An 18,100-nucleotide genomic window follows, 5' to 3' on the forward strand; every position below is an offset into this window, starting at 1 on the left:
ATCAAAAAAGAGCTTTTTTGATTCCTCTGCTCAATGGAAAACAGCCGCCGGTTTAAAATCATTGAGGGGATTTTCCATTCAAGTCGATCCAGAAACGGCAGACAAGCTCTCCATTTTCATCAGGAATTTCGTTCTCCAGCAGGCCGCCGTTTTTCCGGATGACCCCAGCGGAAGCGATATTCACTTTGTCGCAGGTGACCAAAGCCCGTTCCATCCCCATTTTGCGGCACTGGAACAGAGCCAGCTGAAGCATCTCAGTACAGTAACCCTGCCGCCGCAGGGAAGGCCGTACCGAATAGCCGATATTAATCTCACCTCCCTCCGGCGGTCTGGAAAAGTGTTCGTTTTCGGGGAAAATTCAATTCTGTGCCCACCTGCTTCTCTATGTGAGAAAACCTATGGACACTTAATTTGCATTTCCTACATGAAGAAATACCTTCGATTTCTCACCCCTTTCAATACAATTTTCCGTGTACTTGATGGAAAGTAAAAAACGCCATAGGATTTCCTATGGCGTTTGGGACAGGAAAAGGGTGCTGATATTTCACATCAGCACCCTTTGTCCTGCCAGTGTTTGATTTTTTGACTTCACATCGTGTTCCTTGCCTCTGAAAACATTGATTTTACTGGACTCTCTCATGTTTTCTTATTAGGAGGCGGGGGAGGTGATCAGCTTTTTTAAACTGTAGCTGACACTGCGCTTCCAACTGGTCTTCATTTATTTCCGACCGCCTTTCTCTTTCTTTATCAAATAAACTTATTATAGCAGAAATTAATTTGAATTTGAAATCTTTTTGGAAAAATCAGTATGATTTTTGCCTTTGCTGTGGATAAGGCAATAAAGTCTGTAAAAGTCACAAGCTCTGTATTTTTGCAGCAATAGGAAAAGAGCCCAGCTCCCGTTTTAAGGGAACCGAGCTCTTGGATTCTTTATGGACAGGAAGGAGAACGGTTATACCTGATAGTAAAGTACCGCGCCGCGGAACATACCGTTATCCTTGTTGCCCTCCACATTCTTATAGAGGTTGTCGCCCTTCCGCTCGCTGTGGCCCATTTTGCCGAAAATCCGGCCGTCAGGGGAGGTGATGCCCTCGATGGCAAAGGCGGAGCCGTTGGGATTATAACGGATATCCATAGTGGGCTGACCGCTGAGATCACAATACTGGGTGGCGATCTGGCCGTTTGCCGCCAACTTCTCAATCAACTGCTCATCCGCCACAAACCGGCCCTCTCCGTGGGAGATGGCAACGGTGTGAAGCTCTCCAACTTTACAGTTGCTAAGCCAGGGAGATTTGTTGGAAGCCACTCGGGTGGTCACCAATTTGGACTGGTGACGGGCGATGATATTGTAAGTAAGGGTGGGGCAGTGCTCGTCTGTGTCGATAATGTGACCGTAGGGCACCAGTCCCAGCTTGATAAGGGCCTGGAAGCCGTTGCAGACGCCGCACATCAGGCCATCCCGCTCATCCAGCAGTTTATGGACGGCATCTTTCACCGCAGGGTTGCGGAAGAAAGCGGTAATGAACTTACCGGAACCGTCCGGTTCGTCGCCGCCGGAGAAGCCGCCGGGGATGAAGATGATCTGGCTCTTGGCGATCTCCGCAGCCATTTCCTCTATCGATTGGGTGATGCCATGGGCGGAAAGGTTGTTGACCACGATGATCTTTGCCGCGGCTCCCGCATCCTCCATGGCTCTGGCGGTGTCATATTCGCAGTTGGTACCGGGGAACACGGGAATGAGCACCCGGGGACGGGCAAAGCCGATTTTGGGGGCGGCGTGCTCTTTGGCTTCCCAGGAGAAGGCTTTCACCGGTTCTGCCTTTTGAGCGGCAGGGAAGACGGGGAACACACTCTCCAGCTTGCCCTGATAGCGTGCCTGGAGCTGTTCCAGAGAAATGTCCTGTCCGCCGCAGCGCAGCACATAGTCGCTGATGGTATGACCCAGCAATGTGCCAACCATGGGAGCGTCCTCCGCCAGCTCCAGCACAAAGGAGCCGTAGGCGTAGTCAAAGAGACGGTCCGCATCCACATCTTTCGCCAGAGCAAAGCCGATGCCGTTGCCCAGGGTACGCTTGAACAGGGTCTCCCAGATGCCGCCGTAACCGGGGGTGCTGGCGGAGAGAACCTTGCCGGAGCGGATGAGGTCGGATACCAGACGGAAGTTCGCTTTCAGATTCTCGGCGTCAAAGGAACCGTCCTCCTCAGTCTTGGTGGTCAGCAGCACCACTCTGGAACCGGCTTTCTTGAACTCAGGGGAGATGATCCAGTCGGTATTGCAGATGGACACCGCGAAGGAGACCAGGGTGGGAGGAACGTCGATCTTCTCAAAGGAACCGGACATGGAATCCTTGCCGCCGATGGAGGCGATGCCCAACTCATCCTGAGCCTTGATGGAACCCAGAAGGGCGGCAAAAGGCTTGCCCCAACGGGTGGGATCGGTGCCCAGGCGCTCAAAGTATTCCTGGAAGGTGAGGTAGCACTGCTCCCAGTCACCGCCGGTGGCTACCACTTTGCAGACCGATTCCATTACCGCCAGATAGGCGCCCAGGAAGGGATTCTGCTCCATGAGGAAGGGATTGAAGCCATAGGCCATCACCGAGCAGGTCTTGGTTTCCAGGCCCAGTACGGGGATCTTTGCCGCCATGGCCTGAGCGGGTGTGAGCTGATATTTGCCGCCGAAGGGCATCAGCACAGTATTTGCGCCGATAGTGGAGTCAAAGCGCTCAGAAAGCCCCTGCTTGGAGCAAACATTCAGGTCGGAAACCAGGTTTTCCAGCTTCTCGGTGAGGGTAGTGCCGGAAATTTCCCGGGAAATCTTCTCCGGGGCCAGTACCGTAACAGAAGCGTGCTTCTCCGCGCCGTTGGAATTCAAGAACTCCCGGCTCAGGTCCACAATGGTCACGCCGTTCCACTCCATGGTCAGCCGGGGCTCCTGGGTGACGGTGGCCACCACAGTGGCTTCCAGATTTTCAGCGTTGGCCAGGGCGATAAACTGGTCCACTGTCTCGGGGGCCAGCACCACAGCCATTCTCTCCTGAGATTCGGAGATGGCCAGCTCGGTGCCGTCCAGGCCGTCATATTTTCTGGGAACCGCGTTGAGGTTGATGTGCAGGCCGTCCGCCAGCTCACCGATGGCTACGGAAACACCGCCGGCGCCGAAGTCGTTGCAGCGCTTGATGAGGCGGGTAGCCTCGGGATTGCGGAACAGCCGCTGGAGTTTCCGCTCCTCGGGGGCGTTGCCCTTCTGGACCTCTGCGCCGCAGTGGGTAAGGGAGCCCAGGTTATGGGACTTGGAGGAGCCGGTGGCGCCGCCGCAGCCATCACGGCCGGTGCGTCCGCCCAACAGTACCACGATATCGCCGGGGGCGGGGACCTCACGGCGGACATTCTCCACCGGAGCCGCGCCTACCACAGCGCCGATCTCCATCCGCTTGGCCACATAGCCGGGATGGTACAGCTCATCCACCTGTCCAGTGGCAAGACCGATCTGGTTGCCGTAGGAGCTGTAACCGGCGGCAGCGGTGGTCACCAGCTTCCGCTGAGGCAGCTTGCCCTCCATGGTCTGGGAAACCGGCAGCAGGGGATCGGCAGCACCGGTGACACGCATGGCCTGATAGACATAGGCCCGTCCGCTTAATGGGTCCCGGATGGCTCCGCCGATGCAGGTGGCAGCGCCGCCGAAAGGCTCGATCTCAGTGGGATGGTTGTGGGTCTCATTTTTAAAGAGGAAGAGCCATTTTTCGGTTTTGCCCTCCACCTCAACATCCATTTTGACGGTGCAGGCGTTGATTTCCTCTGATTCATCCAGCTTGTCCAGCAGTCCCTTGGACTTCAGATACCGTCCGCCCAGGGTGGCCAGCTCCATGAGGGTCATGGGCTTTTGACGGCCCAGCTCCTCCCGCATCTCCTTACACCGGTCCCAGGCAGCCTGTACAGCAGGGTCTTTGATGTCGGCGCTGTCCAGAATGGTGCCGAAGGTGGTGTGGCGGCAGTGGTCGGACCAGTAGGTGTCGATCATGCGAATCTCGGTGAGGGTGGGGTCCTTGCCCTCGCTGCGGAAATAGTTCTGGCAGAACTTGATGTCATCCAGATCCATGGCTAGGCCATAGTCTTTGACAAACTGGGCCAGCTTTGCCTCGTCCAGCTGCAAAAAGCCGGTGAGGGTGGGAACGCTGGTGGGAATGTCATAGGGAATGTTCAGGGTCTCCACTGTCTCCAGAGAGGCCTCCCGGCTTTCCACCGGGTTGATGACGTGTTTTTTGATAGCGGCCAGCTGCTCCTGGGTCAGGTTTCCTTTGAGGAGATAGACCCGGGCGGTACGAACCGTGGGTCGCTCTCCTTGGGAAACGATCTGGATACACTGGGCGCAGGAATCCGCCCGCTGATCAAACTGACCGGGCAGGTACTCCACAGCGAAGATGGGGCCATCCCAGGCAGGCAGCTGGCTGTAGGTGTTGTCCAGCTGGGGCTCGGAAAAGACGGTGGAGCGGCAGCTGTCAAAGAGGGCCTCATCGATGCCCTCTACATCGTAACGGTTCAGAAGCCGCAGCTCCTCCAGGGAGGTAATTTGCAGCAGGGTACGGATATCCGAAAGGAGAGCAGCGGCCTCCTGTGCGAAGGCGGGCTTTTTCTCCACATAGATACGGTAAACAGACATGGGATTACACTCCTTGATCAGATTTCAGCGCCTTCAGAGCCCGCTGGCCGATGTCATGACGCATCTGCATGGCGGGGAAGGTGATCTGTTTTGCCGCGGCATAGGCGGCGTCGATAGCCTGGGGCAGGGAAGGAGCGGTGGCGGTCACACCCAGCACCCGTCCGCCGGAGGTGACCAGCTGGCCATCCTTGAGAGCGGTGCCGGCATGATAGACCAAAGCGCCGGGAACATTGCCATCGGTGAGGCCGGAGATGGGCAGTCCCTTTTCATATTTGGTAGGGTAGCCGCCGGAGGCCAGCACCACGCAGCAGGCATTTTCATCGGAGAATTCCACCGGTACTTCTTTCAGCCGTCCTTCTGCTGTGGCTTCCATAATGGTCAGCAGGTCGGATTTCAGCAGGGGCAGTACCACCTGAGTTTCAGGATCGCCAAAGCGGCAGTTGTACTCAATGACCTTGGGACCGTTGGGAGTGAGCATCAGGCCGAAGTAAAGGCAGCCCCGGAAGGTGCGTCCCTCAGCATTCATGGCCTTCATGGTGGGCAGGAAGATGGTCTCCATGCACTCCCGGGCGATTTCCGGGGTATAGTAGGGATTGGGGGCAATGGTTCCCATGCCGCCGGTGTTCAGTCCCTGGTCCCCATCCATGGCCCGTTTGTGGTCCATGCTGGAAACCATGGGGATCATGGTTTCACCGTCGGTAAAGGCCAGTACCGACACCTCGGGGCCGGTGAGGAATTCCTCCACCACTACGGAGTTGCCGCTCTTGCCGAAAATTTTATCGGTCATGATGGTATGGAGGGCCTCCCGGGCCTCCTCCATGGTCTGGGCGATGAGAACACCCTTGCCCAGGGCCAAACCATCGGCCTTGATGACCACAGGGAAGCGGTTTTTGGCCTCGATATAATCCTCCGCCGCCATGGGGTCGGTAAAGACCTCGTATTCCGCAGTGGGGATGTGGTATTTCTTCATGAGGTTTTTGGAAAAGACCTTGCTGCCCTCAATAATAGCAGCATTGGCCCGGGGGCCGAAAGCGGGGATGCCCACCTCCGCCAGCCGGTCCACCGCCCCCAGCACCAGGGGATCGTCGGGGGCTACCACAGCAAAGTCGATCTCATGGCTCTGAGCAAATTGAGTGATGCCGTCCAGGTCGGTGGCGGCGATAGGAACGCAGGTGGCGTCATAGGAGATGCCGCCATTTCCCGGCAGCGCGTAAATTTCAGTGACCCGGGGATTTTCCCGGAGCTTTTTGATGAGGGCGTGTTCGCGGCCGCCGCCGCCCACAACCATCAGTTTCATAAGTCAGCTTCCTTTCCCGCAGGTGATTAGTGATGGAACAAACGGATGCCGGTGAAAGCCATGGCAATGCCGTACCGGTTGCAGGTTTCAATGACCTGATCATCCCGGATGGAGCCGCCCGGTTGGGCAATGTAGGAAACACCGCTGCGGCGGGCCCGCTCCACGTTGTCACCGAAGGGGAAGAAGGCGTCGCTGCCCAGGGAAACACCGGTGAAGGAGGCGAGCCATTCCTTCTTTTCAGCGGCGGTCAGAGGCTCGGGACGAACGGTGAAGAAGTTCTGCCACACATCGTCCCCCAGCACATCATCACACTCGTCGGAGATGTAAACGTCGATGGCGTTGTCCCGGTTGGCACGGCCAAGGCCGGGAACGAACTGGAGGCCCAGCACCTTGGGATGCTGCCGCAGATGCCAGATGTCCGCCTTATTGCCTGCCAGACGGGTGCAGTGGATACGGCTCTGCTGGCCGGCGCCCACGCCGATGACCTGGCCGTCCACAGCGTAGCAGACGGAGTTGGACTGGGTGTATTTGAGGGTGATAAGGGCGATGACCAGATCCCGCTTGGCCTCCTCAGGGAGATTCTTGTTCTCGGTGACTAGGTTGCTGAGCATTTCGCCGTCAATCTTCAAATTGTTGTGTCCCTGCTCAAAGGTGATACCGAACACATCCTTGCGCTCAATGGCGGCGGGCTCATAATTGGGATCGATCTCCACGATATTGTAATTGCCCTTCTTCTTGCCCTTGAGCACCGCCAGAGCTTCCTCGGTGTAGCCGGGAGCGATGATGCCGTCGGAGACCTCCTTGGCAATCAGCTGGGCGGTGGGCAGGTCACAGACGTCGCTCAAAGAGATCCAGTCGCCGAAGGAGGACATCCGGTCGGCGCCTCTGGCACGGGCATAGGCACAGGCCAGGGGAGAGAGCTCCACATTATCGGTGAAATAGATTTTTTTAAGGGTGTCGGTCAGGGGCAGACCCACTGCCGCGCCCGCGGGGCTGACATGCTTGAAGCTGGCGGCGGCGGGAAGACCGGTAGCAGCTTTCAGCTCCCGCACCAGCTGCCAGCCGTTGAAGGCGTCCAGGAAGTTGATATAGCCGGGACGGCCGCAGAGCACTTTGATAGGAAGATCACTGCCGTCCTGCATGAAAATGCGGGCGGGCTTTTGGTTGGGGTTGCAGCCATATTTCAGTTCCAGTTCATTTGCCATGACGATCCTACCTCCCTGAAAATCAGTTGTTTTTGTTGTAAATACGGGTGCGGCAGCTGCCGTCCCTCAGGTCAATGTACCGGACAAAGAGAGAAACCTTGTTGTCCTCATTGAGGTTTTCCCATACAAGATCCCCGAAAGCGTCCAGATCTCCGGAAAGTGCGACAGTCTCCGGCTCTCCCTCAAAGGAGGGGATGGGGTTGCCGTCGCAGCGGTAGGTGTGGATAAAATGACCCTGTCCCGCCAAAGACTGAGCGTAATCAAAGGTAAACCGCTGGCAGCTGTCAGGGTTGCCGCCGGCGCTCTTGAGGATGGACAGCTTGTAGGACAGATTTCCATCCCGTACTGTCACCAGACCGGAAATGCGGGGGGTGTAGTTGGGGCCATCCGGCTCAAAGGTTCGGGTCTCCAGGGCTTCCTCAAAGGTTTTGCCCTGACTGAGGTAGTCGTAAACGGTATCAGTCTGATCGCCGTTGGTGACGATGGTCCGGTCACCCAGCACCCGCACGGGAGCGTAAATGATCAGAGAGGGGTCCGCCAGCTTGGCGGGATCAAAGGCCTGGGTGCGGATGCCGCCATCCTGTTCCACAAAAACACGGTTGCGGCTGTTGACGCTGCGGCCCATGATGAAGTAGGCGATGACGCCATAATTGCCGCAGGCGCTTTTTCCCAGCAGAATGCCCCGGCCGGGATAGGTATTGTCACGAAGGGTCTGTGCCAGGTCCAAAAGTTTCATCCGACAGTTCCTCCTTGATTTTGACGATTCTTGTGTATAAGGGAGATTGCCTCAGGCGTTTTCTCCGCTGAGCCTGCGGCAGACCAGCTCCGCCGCAGCGGGCAGCAGCTTCCATTCCGCCTGCTCCATCACCCGCTTTTGGAGAATCTCCGGGGTGTCGCCGGGCAGGACATCCACTGCCTTCTGGAGAATGATCTCTCCGCCATCGGGGATCTCATTGACATAATGGACGGTAGCGCCGGTGACCTTCACTCCATAATCCAAAGCCGCCTGATGAACCTTCAGACCGTAGAAGCCCGCTCCGCAGAAGGAGGGGATGAGGGAAGGATGAACATTGATGATCCGATGATCATATCGGGCAACCAGCTCCGGCCCCAGAATGGAGAGAAATCCCGCCAGGACGATCAACTGGATGTTGTTTTTTTCCAGCTCATCCAGAATGGCCTGGTCAAATGCCTGAGAAGAGGGATATGCCTTCCGGGAGACCACTACCGTGGGAACGCCATGGTTTTTGGCCCGTTCCAGGGCATAGACTCCGTCCCGGCTGGAGAGGACCAGGGAGATACGGCCGTGGGGCAGCATGCCGGCATCCTGGGCGTCCAGCAGAGCCTGGAGATTGGTGCCGCCGCCGGAGACAAAGACAGCAATGTTGATCATACTTCCACGCCGCCCTCTCCGGGAACGATCTGGCCCATGATGTAGGCGTCCACGCCCTGGGCACGAAGGATGCGCACCGCTTCGTCCGCCTTGTCGGGGGCAACCACCACGCTCATGCCAACGCCCATGTTGAAGGTGTTGAACATATCCCGCTCAGGGATGTTGCCCTTGCGGCGGATCAGATCAAAGATGGGAGGAGTTTTAAGAGTTGTACGGTCAATATGGGCGGTGCATCCCTCAGGCAGGCTGCGGGGGATATTCTCATAGAAGCCGCCGCCGGTGATGTGAGAGATAGACTTCACCTCCACCTGCTCCATCAGCGCCAGCATGGGTTTGACATAGATGCGGGTGGGGGTAAGCAGGGTTTCACCCAGAGTGGCCCCCAGCTCGTCGCTGTAAAGGGTCAGGTCGGAATGCTCCACATCGAAGACCTTCCGCACCAGGGAGAAGCCGTTGGAGTGAACGCCGGAGGAGGGGAGAGCCAGGATGGCGTCTCCGGGACGGACAGCGCTGTGGTCGATGATCTTCTCCTTGTCCACCACGCCCACGGAAAAGCCCGCCAGGTCGTATTCGTCGGGGGGATAGAAGCCGGGCATTTCCGCTGTTTCGCCGCCGATGAGGGCGGAGCCGGACTGGACACAGCCCTCGGCCACGCCGCTTACAATGGCGGCCACCCGCTCAGGGACGTTCTTGCCCACCGCCACATAGTCCAGGAAAAACAGAGGCTTGGCGCCGCAGCAGATGACGTCGTTGACGCACATGGCAACACAGTCGATGCCCACAGTGTCATGCTTGTCCAGCAAAAACGCCAGTTTCAGCTTGGTGCCCACGCCGTCGGTGCCGCTGACCAGTACGGGGTGGCGGATCTCGCCCAGATCCAGCTGGAACAGGCCGCCGAAGCCGCCGATGCCGGACAGCACCCCCTGGGTCATGGTGCGGGCCACATGCTCTTTCATCAGGTTGACCGCTTTGTAGCCGGCGGTAATATCCACACCGGCCTCTTTATAGCTTTCGCTGTAGCTTTTCATCAGAGAATTACCCTCCTCGGTGATCATTCGCCGGTTTTGCCCAGCTTCCGTTCAAACTTACATTTTTCCATTTTGTCGGGGACGGGGATGGGATACTTGCCGGTGAAGCAGCCGGTGCAGAAGCCGCAATGGCTGGCATCCGCCAGTTTGACCACATTGTCGGTACTGAGGAAGCCCAGGCTGTCCACATCGATCATTTTGGCGATCTCCTCCACGGTGTGGTTGCAGGCGATGAGGTGCTCCCGGGAGTCGATATCGGTGCCGAAGTAGCAGGGATTGAGGAAGGGGGGAGCGGAGACCCGCATATGGACCTCGGTGGCTCCCGCCTCACGGAGCAGCTTGACGATCCGGGCGCTGGTGGTGCCGCGAACGATGGAATCGTCGATGAGGACCACCCGTTTGCCCCGCACCACCGAGGCGATGGGGTTGAGCTTGATGCGCACCGCATTTTCCCGCTGCTTCTGGGTGGGTTGGATAAAGGTACGGGCAATGTATTTGTTCTTGATAAAGCCGATATCATAGGGGATACCGGACTGCTTGGCATAACCCAGAGCGGCGTCCAGACCGGAATCGGGCACACCAATGACCACATCCGCCTGAACAGGATGCTCCAGAGCCAGGAAGGCGCCGGCCCGCTGCCGGGCCATATGGACGCAGCTGCCGTCGATGACCGAATCGGGACGGGCGAAGTAGATAAATTCAAAGACACACAGAGAGCTGGGCTCGCCGCAGTGCTCCCGGATGCTCCGCAGTCCTTCTTTATCCACAATAACGATCTCGCCGGGTTCCACATCCCGCAGGAAGGTGGCGCCGATACTGTCCAGAGCGCAGCTTTCCGAGGCAAAGACATAGCTGTTTTCCAGCTTGCCGATGCACAGAGGGCGGAAGCCCTGGGGATCACGAACGGCAATCAGTTTTTGGGGGGAGGAAATAACCAGGGAATAAGCGCCTTTGAGCTTGTTCATGGCGGAGCTGACAGCGGCCTCGATGGAAGGGGTGCCGATCCGCTCCCGGGTGATGATATGGGCGATTACTTCGGTATCGCTGGTGGTGTGGAAGATGGCTCCTTCCAGCTCCAGGTGCTCCCGCAGTTCTCCGGCATTGGTGAGGTTGCCGTTGTGAGCCAGGGCCATGGAGCCTTTTACATGGTTGATGATCAGGGGCTGGGCATTCATCCGGTTCTGGTTGCCGGTGGTGCCGTAGCGGCAGTGTGCCACGGCGATATTACCCCGGGGCAGACGGTCCAGCACCAGCTTGGTGAAGACCTCGTTGACCAGGCCGATATCCTTATAACCGCTGATGACACCATCGTCATTGATGGCAATACCGCAGCTTTCCTGGCCCCGGTGCTGCAGCGCATAAAGGGCATGGTAGGCGCAGGCCACCACGTCTACATCAGGGTCATTGCGATAGATGCCGAAAACACCACACTCTTCATGAAGCTTAGAAAACATATTGCTACTCCTCGCAGTACTCAAAGAATCAAAACAAACGGGGATTACTCACCCAGCAGACGCTTCATGATCTCATGATAAGCGCCTTCCACATTGCCCAGGTCTCTTCTGAAACGGTCCTTGTCCAGCTTCTCACCGGTCTTGCTGTCCCAGAAACGGCAGGTGTCGGGGGAGATCTCGTCCGCCAGGATGATGGTGCCGTCGGGGGTCTTGCCGAACTCCAGCTTAAAATCGATCAGCTCAATGCCGGCATCCTTGAGGTAATCGGAAAGAATCTGGTTGATCTTCAGGGAATAGGAGGAAATCAGATCCAGCTCTTCCTTGGTGGCGTAGTGCATGGCCAGGATGTGATACTCGTTGACCATAGGATCGCCCAGAGCGTCGTCCTTATAGCAGAACTCCAGCACGGTGGAATCCATCTTGGTGCCTTCCTCCAGTCCCAGACGCTTGGCCAGGGAACCGGCGGCGATGTTGCGCACAATCACTTCCAGAGGAACGATAGTCACCTTTTTGACAACGGTCTCCCGGTCGGAGATCTCCTCCACAAAATGGGTGGGAATGCCGTTTTTTTCCAGCAGCTTCATCAGATGGTTGGTTACACGGTTGTTGATGACGCCCTTGCCTACGATGGTGCCCTTCTTCAGGCCGTTGAAGGCGGTAGCGTCGTCCTTATAATCCACGATGTAGAGATTCTCATCGTCAGTCTTATAGACCTTCTTGGCTTTTCCTTCGTACAGCTGCTCCAGTTTCTTCATGATCGTTTCCTCCCAAATATGTTTTGATTTTTTATATGGATCCCAGCCGCCGGGCGGCTGTGTATGGCAAAAAAGTTATTGGCACTGCTCCTGCATTTTCCGGTCCTTTTCCAGAACGGTTTGACGCATCTCTTCCCGCATGGCTTCCAGGCGGGTGGCCAGCTCCGGATCGCTGAGAGCCAGCATCTGAGCGGCCAGTACAGCGGCGTTGGCCGCGCCGTTGAGGGCGACGGTGGCCACAGGGATACCGGAAGGCATCTGTACGGTGGCAAGCAGAGCGTCCAGACCATCCATGGCGCCGCCCTTGATGGGAACACCAATCACAGGCAGAGTGGTGTTGGCAGCCAGCACGCCTCCCAAATGAGCAGCCATGCCTGCGGCGGAAATCAATACCCCAAAGCCGTTGTCCTTAGCGGAAGCGGCAAATTCACAGGCTTCCGCCGGGGTGCGGTGAGCGGAGAGGACCCGGACCTCCCGGGGAATGCCCAGCTGATCCAGCATGTCCACCGCTTTTTTCACAACAGGGAAGTCGCTGTCGCTTCCCATGATGATCGCAACCTTTTTCACCTTCAAAAACTCCTTTCCTCGGGCAAAACAAAAAGGACGCAGTTTACACTACGTCCTTTTACTTACACGTCCTCACTGAAACCAGTTCCAACGCGCACTACCTTTGTCAAATTCAGCAACTTCGGTGTACATTTGTCCCCACAGCCTGCACCATGGGCAGGAATCAGAAAATATCCCGCTTTTGACCGGCAGCCGGACAAATTCCAAACCATTTGGACAGCCTCCTTGCTGAATGATACTTCTAGTTTATCTGCTGCGGAGGAAAAAAGCAAGTCCCAGTTGAGGGGTGGAAACTTTTTTGGATAAATGCCCAATTGTGATAAAATTTTACAAATTCTTTTAAGATATTTTGCGCCATGGGCTGATAGCTATAAGCACAGCTTATCTTTGACGCGGATCGCCGGTAAAATGGGCCGCCAGTTGAGCCTGCTGTTCCAGGGAAGGCAGATCGCTGGTGCAGTTCCCGGAAAGAGAAACCAAAGGAGGCGGTTCATCCTGGGGGCCTTTGGTATCAGGGAGCACATCCGGCAGAGGAGGCGCTTTGGGATCGGGACGGGGTTCCATACAGTTTATCTCCTTTCATCACAAGCTTTCAGGACAGGCGCATGAGGATGGGTCAATAAAATTGAAATTTCCTCTTTTCAGAACCTGCCTGAAATTATTATGAGCGAAAAGGCTGTGGTACAGCCCGGAAAATGAAGGGAGACAAAAAGGAAGCGCAAAGCGATTTTTCCATCAAAAGCAAACACCGGAACCGCGTTCATACGATTCCGGTGCCGCCAATAATAAGAACAAAAAGAAAACCGATAAAATGAAGTAAAAGCTTTTTTCCTGTGAAAGCGGGAAATGCGGTCATTTTTATGAATTTTCACTGTTGGACTTGAGCACGAAGGGCGCCAGGGGTTCGCTGCTTTCCGATACCTGTACCGGAAGGTCCGTTCCATCCAGCTGGACTTTCAGCCCCATATATCGGTTGCCTCTGGTGGTGATTTGCAGCAGGGAATAGCCGGAACTGTCCGGGGAGGTGGAGGAGAAGTATCCCACTTCCACCGCTGCGCCAAAGATACTGCTGCTTTGACTGGTGCTGATATCGGTGTCATGTTCAGCGGCGGGACGATAGATGAGATATTGGGTTTCCAGAATCTCCCCATCCTTTCGCTGATACCGTAGGGCGTAAACTCCGTCAGGATCCTGCTGCCGGCACTGTTCCAGCCATTCCTCCACCTGGGGGGAGGAAGGAGCGTAATTGTATATGGTGTTGATGGATCCGGAGCCGGAGCCGAAGGTGATCAGTCCCACTACAGCCAGCAGCACTGCCAGAACCAGAAAAACCGCGATGATGGTCAGCAGCATTCGGCTCAAAGATGATCGTTCCTTCTTTACAGGAGCGGATGTCTGAGGCAGGGGAGCCGCGCATTGGGGACAAAGCTTCCAGCCGGCTTCCACAGCGGCGCCGCACTGGGGACAATTTTCCCTCAGGCGAAACCCGCATTGAGGGCAGACGGCGTATTGAGGGGTTACAGGTTCGCCGCATCCGGGGCACTGAAGGCCGCTGCCGCTTTCCCGAACGATGAGATAGATGATCAGCCCCACAAAAGCCGGTGTAAGGGCTGCTACCAAAGCCCATAAAACTTTGTTCATCCGCCGTTTGGAAGCGTCACGATAGACGAAGACGCCGATGACCACACAGCAGATCAAGGGAAAGATCACCACCAACAAAATGGGGATCATCATCATCGCTGTCATTGCCACAACAACCGCCTCCTTTTTTGTAAAAAGATGATGCCCGCTGTGGCCGCGGCCGCCAGAGACAGCAGATCTGCCGCCAACAGATACAGCGCCAGCTGGGGAGCAAAGGGGAAGAGAAGCCAAAAACTGAGCATCAAACAAATCTGCCACAAAGCCGCCGCCACAGCCGCTGCCAGCAGTTCCCGCTGCCTGCGCCTGCGCGCTGCCATCAAAACAAGTTCCGCCTCGCTGAGAGGGGGAGGAGAGAACTGTTCAAAGGAATAAATCTGTTTCATCCGCAAGCTCCTTTCTCAGCAGTTGACGGGCACGATTGAGGCGGGATTTTACCGTTCCGGTGGGGACTGCCAGAATCCGGGCGGTTTCTTCCAAATCGCGGTCCCGGTAATAAAAAAGGATCACTGTCATACGCAGCCGGTCAGGCAAATTCTCCACCGCCTGGCGCAGCGCCGTATAATCCTCCTGTTCCGCAGCTGCCACCGATTCCAGCGTCCGCTCCTTTTCCTCTCCGGTAGAAAAGCCGTTCCAGATGGGGCTGCGGAGAAAACGCCGCAGGGAGGAGCGGTAGAGATTGACGCAGATCTGTGTCAGCCACGGCTCGAAAGGACGGGCGGAATCATATTGCTCCCACCGTTCCAGTGCCCGCAGCCAGGTTTCCTGATAAAGCTCTTCCGGCTCGATGGAAGAACCGGCACAGAGGGTTACACACAAACCATAAAGCCGTCTGCCGTACCGGGCGATCATCTGATCCAGCATCTTACCGCCTCCTTCCAAAAACAGATACGCCGGAAGGGGAGAAAAGGTTCCATCCAATCATGAAAAAGCACAAAAAGAAAATAAATCAGAAAAAAGCAGGACAAACGCCTGCTTCAGTCTGTGGAAAACTCGTTTTTGCAAAATCAGTTCAAAATCATAAAAAGGATATCGTTCAGCTGTTATTATGAATCAGAAAGCGGAAAAGGGGCAGAGAAATAGATTTATTCCACCACTACAGCGGTTCCGCTGGCGGTGACCATCAGCATTCCGTTATTGGCGCCCAGCACCTCATAGTCCACATCCACGCCCACCACAGCATTGGCCCCCATGGAGGAAGCACGCTGTTCCAGCTCGTGAAGGGCGGTTTCTCTGGCTCTCATCAGCTCGTCTTCATATGTAGAGGAGCGTCCGCCGAAAAAGTTGCTCAGTCCGGCGGTAAAATCCTTGATAACATCCACGCCGGAGATCACTTCTCCAAATACGATACCTTTATAATCGGTAATTTTCTTTCCTTCAATGGAAGGGGTGGTGGTAACGATCATTGTTGACAGCCTCCTTAAAAGTTAAAATGGATCAATTCTAGTGGGGATTTTTGTTGCCAACGTTTGAAATTGTTTAAGGCTATTTTCAGTATAACAAGTTTCACTGGCAGTGTCCAGGGAGTTAAAAAACAAAATGATGCGTTTTATGGGAAGGGCTATGATTCTGATGCCAGAATTCGTATTCCACCCAGAGATAAAAAGGAACAACTTGTACAGGGGATTTTGACAAAAGGGGGAAAATCGCATGGGGTTCTGTTTCCGAAACCCTCTCAAAAAGGAAAAATAAAATTTTCTTTGGTTTCCTGACAATTATTGCTATAATAAAAATGACTCTGGAAAGGAGGAAAGCGTATGCCGGAAACTACCAGCAAACTGCTCCACAGGTTACGCAGCCGGGAAAGCGGGGAAGCCTTTTTAAACCAAAAATGGGCGGCACCTACCTGCGCCCGGATTTTGCGGGAGATGCTGGAACAAGCGGGAATGTCGGCTCCCCAGTGGATCGCTGGAGCGGACATCAGCAAGTCCTATGGGTATCAGATTCTGAGAGGCGAACGGGTACCCGGGCGGGATATCCTGCTTCGAACAGCGCTTGCGTTGCAGCTTTCCCTGAAAGAGACCCAGCGGCTGCTGGCGGTGGGAGGCTGCGGCGCTCTATATCCCAAGGTGCGCCGGGATGCCGCTGTGATTTTTGCCCTCAATCAGAAAATGACCCTTTTGGAAACAGAGGAACTGCTTTCCTCCCTGCCGGAACGGAGCCTTTTTGGCAAGGAGACCTGATATGGAGAAGAGAGAACAGTTTTTGCGGGAGTATCAGTCTCAGGTACTGGATTGCCTCCAACTGCCTCCTGGTTTGAGTGCCCAGTACACCGCTTTATCCTGTCTGAAGGATGGAGAACGCCAGGTATATCTCATACAGGATCAGGCAGGCTGGTTTGCTGTACTGAAAATTCAGCCTGCGGGACGGGAGGACCCGCTGAAACAGGAATATGATTTGCTGCGCAGGCTGCGGCATCCTCAAATCCCACGTCCGTTGGCTTATCTGCAGTGGGAAGGAATGGAGTACCTGGTGCGGGAGTATGTGGAGGGCGTCAGTCTCTATGAGCAGGTGACGGCTCAGGGCCCCCTCTCTCCAGAAAAGATACGGACAATAGCCTTATCTTTGTGTCAGGTGCTGCATTACCTGCATAGTCAACATCCGCCGGTCATATGCCGGGATGTAAAGCCCCAGAACGTGGTTTTGGATCAGTCCGGCCGCTGCCATCTGATCGATTTGGGCGCCGCTCGTCTCCACCAACCGGACAAACAGGGAGATACGGTCTTTCTGGGGACAAAAGCGACCGCTCCGCCGGAGCAATTCGGTTATCAGCAAACAGATCAGCGCTCAGATATCTATAGTCTGGGGATGCTGATGCGCTTTTTGTGTACAGGCAGCTTTGAGCCCTCATCACCCGGTGAGAAAGCTGGACCGCTGCGCCATGTCATCCGGCGCTGTACGGCCTTCGATCCCCAAAACCGTTATTCCTCTGTCCGAGCGGTGTGCAGGGCATTAAAATATCAGCGGTGGTACCGGGCTGCAGCAGCAGTTGTCGGTATGGCCTGTATCACCATGATCCTTGGCCTTTTGTGGGGCAGTGCTGGTAATGTACAACCCCAGTCTCCTCTGTTGGAGGATGCTCTTCGCCAGGAATTGCAGCTCAATGAGGGAGAGCCTATCCCGGTGGAGCGGTTGGGAGAGGTGAAGCAGTTGCTGGTGTGCGGACAAACGCAAGTGGGGACCATCCAGGAACATGAGGAGTTGGCCGTTTCCGCCCACGACCATTATGCAGTGGAAACTGTCCACGGGGATATCAGTGACGAAGATTTGAAGCTTTTGGAAAAATGCACCAATCTGCGAGTGCTGGTTCTGGATTATCAGCAGATTACCGATCTGTCTCCTCTGGCCCATCTGCCGCTGGAGTATCTCAGTCTTACAGGCAATCAGATTGCCGATTTGGACCCACTGTCCGGTCTGACGGGGCTGCGGGTGTTGGATTTGGGAGAGAATCCCGTGCGCTCAGTGGAAGCGTTGGCCCAGCTGACCGCCTTGCAGGAGGTGACACTGGATGCTACCGGTATCACCTCTGTGGAGGTTTTTGAAGGCAGCGGCATCCAATCTCTCAATGTGCGCAGCACCTGGGTGGCTGATTTCTCGCCTTTGAAGTCTTGTCCCAACCTTTCCCGCCTGATTGTGGGGGAGTTGCCCGGCGGCGCGGTGGAAACATTGGCAGGGCTGACCAATTTGACGGAATTGCGGCTGTATTCCACTCCGGCAGTCGATTTGTCCTGCTTTGTGGGTTTCCAAAAGCTTCAGGATCTGGATCTGTACGGCAGTACCGTTTCTCACCCCGAAGCACTGGCGCTGCTGCCGAATCTGCGTTTTGTAAATCTGGGGCAAACGGGTGTGAGTGACTTGTCATTTTTGCCGGAGTTTCCCGTAATGACGGATTTGGATCTGCGGGAAGATCCTCTGACTGATCTCACACCCTTGCTGGAATGCCCCTGGCTCACGCTTCTTACCCTCAGTCAGCAGCACCAGCCATTGGCGCAGGAACAGCTGTCCAGTGCTTCATTCCATATTCAGTATCAGTGAAAGTATAGTGCGCTGTCTGCGCACCACTTTATTCTTCAGCCGTGGTATGCTGAAAAAAATGTCAGCTCAGG

Annotated in this window: 18 protein-coding genes; 3 read left to right on the top strand and 15 right to left on the bottom strand. The window is 55.6% G+C overall.

The genetic code is table 11. The features are described from left to right. Window positions 1-58: 58 nt before the first annotated feature. The 14 genes from BQ5383_RS15620 to BQ5383_RS15685 form a co-directional block, all read right to left on the bottom strand. Window positions 59-358: a GNAT family N-acetyltransferase gene (locus BQ5383_RS15620; RefSeq protein ID WP_083390015.1), complete on the bottom strand. Its 300-nt coding sequence runs from the start codon at window positions 356-358 to the stop codon at window positions 59-61. Between the two features lie 594 nt (window positions 359-952). Further along, on the bottom strand, window positions 953-4,657 hold the full coding sequence (locus BQ5383_RS15625; RefSeq protein ID WP_071433514.1) for a phosphoribosylformylglycinamidine synthase: 3,705 nt from the start codon (window positions 4,655-4,657) through the stop codon (window positions 953-955). Window positions 4,658-4,661: 4 nt separating this feature from the next. After that, the gene (gene purD / locus BQ5383_RS15630; RefSeq protein ID WP_071433516.1) at window positions 4,662-5,954 is read right to left on the bottom strand and encodes a phosphoribosylamine--glycine ligase; all 1,293 of its coding nucleotides are present in this window, start codon (window positions 5,952-5,954) and stop codon (window positions 4,662-4,664) included. 26 nt (window positions 5,955-5,980) lie between these two features. Then, a complete protein-coding gene (locus BQ5383_RS15635) occupies window positions 5,981-7,159 on the bottom strand; it encodes a phosphoribosylaminoimidazolecarboxamide formyltransferase (RefSeq protein WP_071433518.1) in 1,179 nt (392 codons plus the stop codon). Between the two features lie 22 nt (window positions 7,160-7,181). Next, complete coding sequence (locus tag BQ5383_RS15640) at window positions 7,182-7,895, bottom strand: IMP cyclohydrolase (protein WP_071433520.1); 714 nt, start codon at window positions 7,893-7,895, stop codon at window positions 7,182-7,184. Between the two features lie 51 nt (window positions 7,896-7,946). Beyond that, entirely contained in the window at window positions 7,947-8,552 is a 606-nt protein-coding gene (gene purN, locus BQ5383_RS15645; RefSeq protein ID WP_071433521.1) for a phosphoribosylglycinamide formyltransferase, read from the bottom strand. Beyond that, window positions 8,549-9,580, bottom strand: a complete 1,032-nt coding sequence (purM, locus tag BQ5383_RS15650) for a phosphoribosylformylglycinamidine cyclo-ligase (RefSeq protein WP_071435175.1) — start codon at window positions 9,578-9,580, stop codon at window positions 8,549-8,551. The genes purN and purM overlap by 4 nt, the downstream gene beginning before the upstream one ends. Before the next feature lie 23 nt (window positions 9,581-9,603). Then, complete coding sequence (gene purF, locus BQ5383_RS15655) at window positions 9,604-11,034, bottom strand: amidophosphoribosyltransferase (RefSeq protein WP_071433523.1); 1,431 nt, start codon at window positions 11,032-11,034, stop codon at window positions 9,604-9,606. A 44-nt stretch (window positions 11,035-11,078) separates the two neighbouring features. After that, window positions 11,079-11,789: a phosphoribosylaminoimidazolesuccinocarboxamide synthase gene (gene purC, locus BQ5383_RS15660; RefSeq protein ID WP_071433525.1), complete on the bottom strand. Its 711-nt coding sequence runs from the start codon at window positions 11,787-11,789 to the stop codon at window positions 11,079-11,081. Between the two features lie 75 nt (window positions 11,790-11,864). Then, window positions 11,865-12,356, bottom strand: a complete 492-nt coding sequence (gene purE / locus BQ5383_RS15665; RefSeq protein ID WP_268874634.1) for a 5-(carboxyamino)imidazole ribonucleotide mutase — start codon at window positions 12,354-12,356, stop codon at window positions 11,865-11,867. A 381-nt stretch (window positions 12,357-12,737) separates the two neighbouring features. Further along, window positions 12,738-12,920: a hypothetical protein gene (locus BQ5383_RS15670; protein WP_071433527.1), complete on the bottom strand. Its 183-nt coding sequence runs from the start codon at window positions 12,918-12,920 to the stop codon at window positions 12,738-12,740. A 294-nt stretch (window positions 12,921-13,214) separates the two neighbouring features. After that, complete coding sequence (locus BQ5383_RS15675) at window positions 13,215-14,102, bottom strand: zinc ribbon domain-containing protein (protein WP_071433529.1); 888 nt, start codon at window positions 14,100-14,102, stop codon at window positions 13,215-13,217. Continuing rightward, window positions 14,099-14,380: a hypothetical protein gene (locus BQ5383_RS15680; RefSeq protein ID WP_071433531.1), complete on the bottom strand. Its 282-nt coding sequence runs from the start codon at window positions 14,378-14,380 to the stop codon at window positions 14,099-14,101. The genes BQ5383_RS15675 and BQ5383_RS15680 overlap by 4 nt, the downstream gene beginning before the upstream one ends. Beyond that, on the bottom strand, window positions 14,358-14,858 hold the full coding sequence (locus BQ5383_RS15685) for an RNA polymerase sigma factor (RefSeq protein WP_071433533.1): 501 nt from the start codon (window positions 14,856-14,858) through the stop codon (window positions 14,358-14,360). The genes BQ5383_RS15680 and BQ5383_RS15685 overlap by 23 nt, the downstream gene beginning before the upstream one ends. A 59-nt stretch (window positions 14,859-14,917) precedes the next feature. On the opposite strand from BQ5383_RS15685, the gene BQ5383_RS21785 reads away from it, so the two are divergent. Further along, a complete protein-coding gene (locus BQ5383_RS21785; protein ID WP_268874635.1) occupies window positions 14,918-15,046 on the top strand; it encodes a hypothetical protein in 129 nt (42 codons plus the stop codon). Window positions 15,047-15,079: 33 nt separating this feature from the next. On the opposite strand, the gene BQ5383_RS15690 is transcribed toward BQ5383_RS21785, so the two are convergent. Continuing rightward, on the bottom strand, window positions 15,080-15,400 hold the full coding sequence (locus tag BQ5383_RS15690; protein ID WP_071433535.1) for a putative heavy metal-binding protein: 321 nt from the start codon (window positions 15,398-15,400) through the stop codon (window positions 15,080-15,082). 351 nt (window positions 15,401-15,751) lie between these two features. Between BQ5383_RS15690 and BQ5383_RS15695 the strand changes: the two genes are divergently transcribed. Both BQ5383_RS15695 and BQ5383_RS15700 read left to right on the top strand, forming a co-directional pair. Beyond that, entirely contained in the window at window positions 15,752-16,177 is a 426-nt protein-coding gene (locus BQ5383_RS15695) for a helix-turn-helix domain-containing protein (RefSeq protein WP_071433537.1), read from the top strand. Window position 16,178: 1 nt separating this feature from the next. After that, entirely contained in the window at window positions 16,179-18,029 is a 1,851-nt protein-coding gene (locus tag BQ5383_RS15700) for a protein kinase domain-containing protein (RefSeq protein WP_071433539.1), read from the top strand. Window positions 18,030-18,100 lie beyond the last annotated feature (71 nt).

Origin of the sequence: Angelakisella massiliensis, assembly GCF_900104675.1 — a bacterium.
GTDB classification, from domain to species: Bacteria; Bacillota; Clostridia; order Oscillospirales; family Ruminococcaceae; genus Angelakisella; species Angelakisella massiliensis.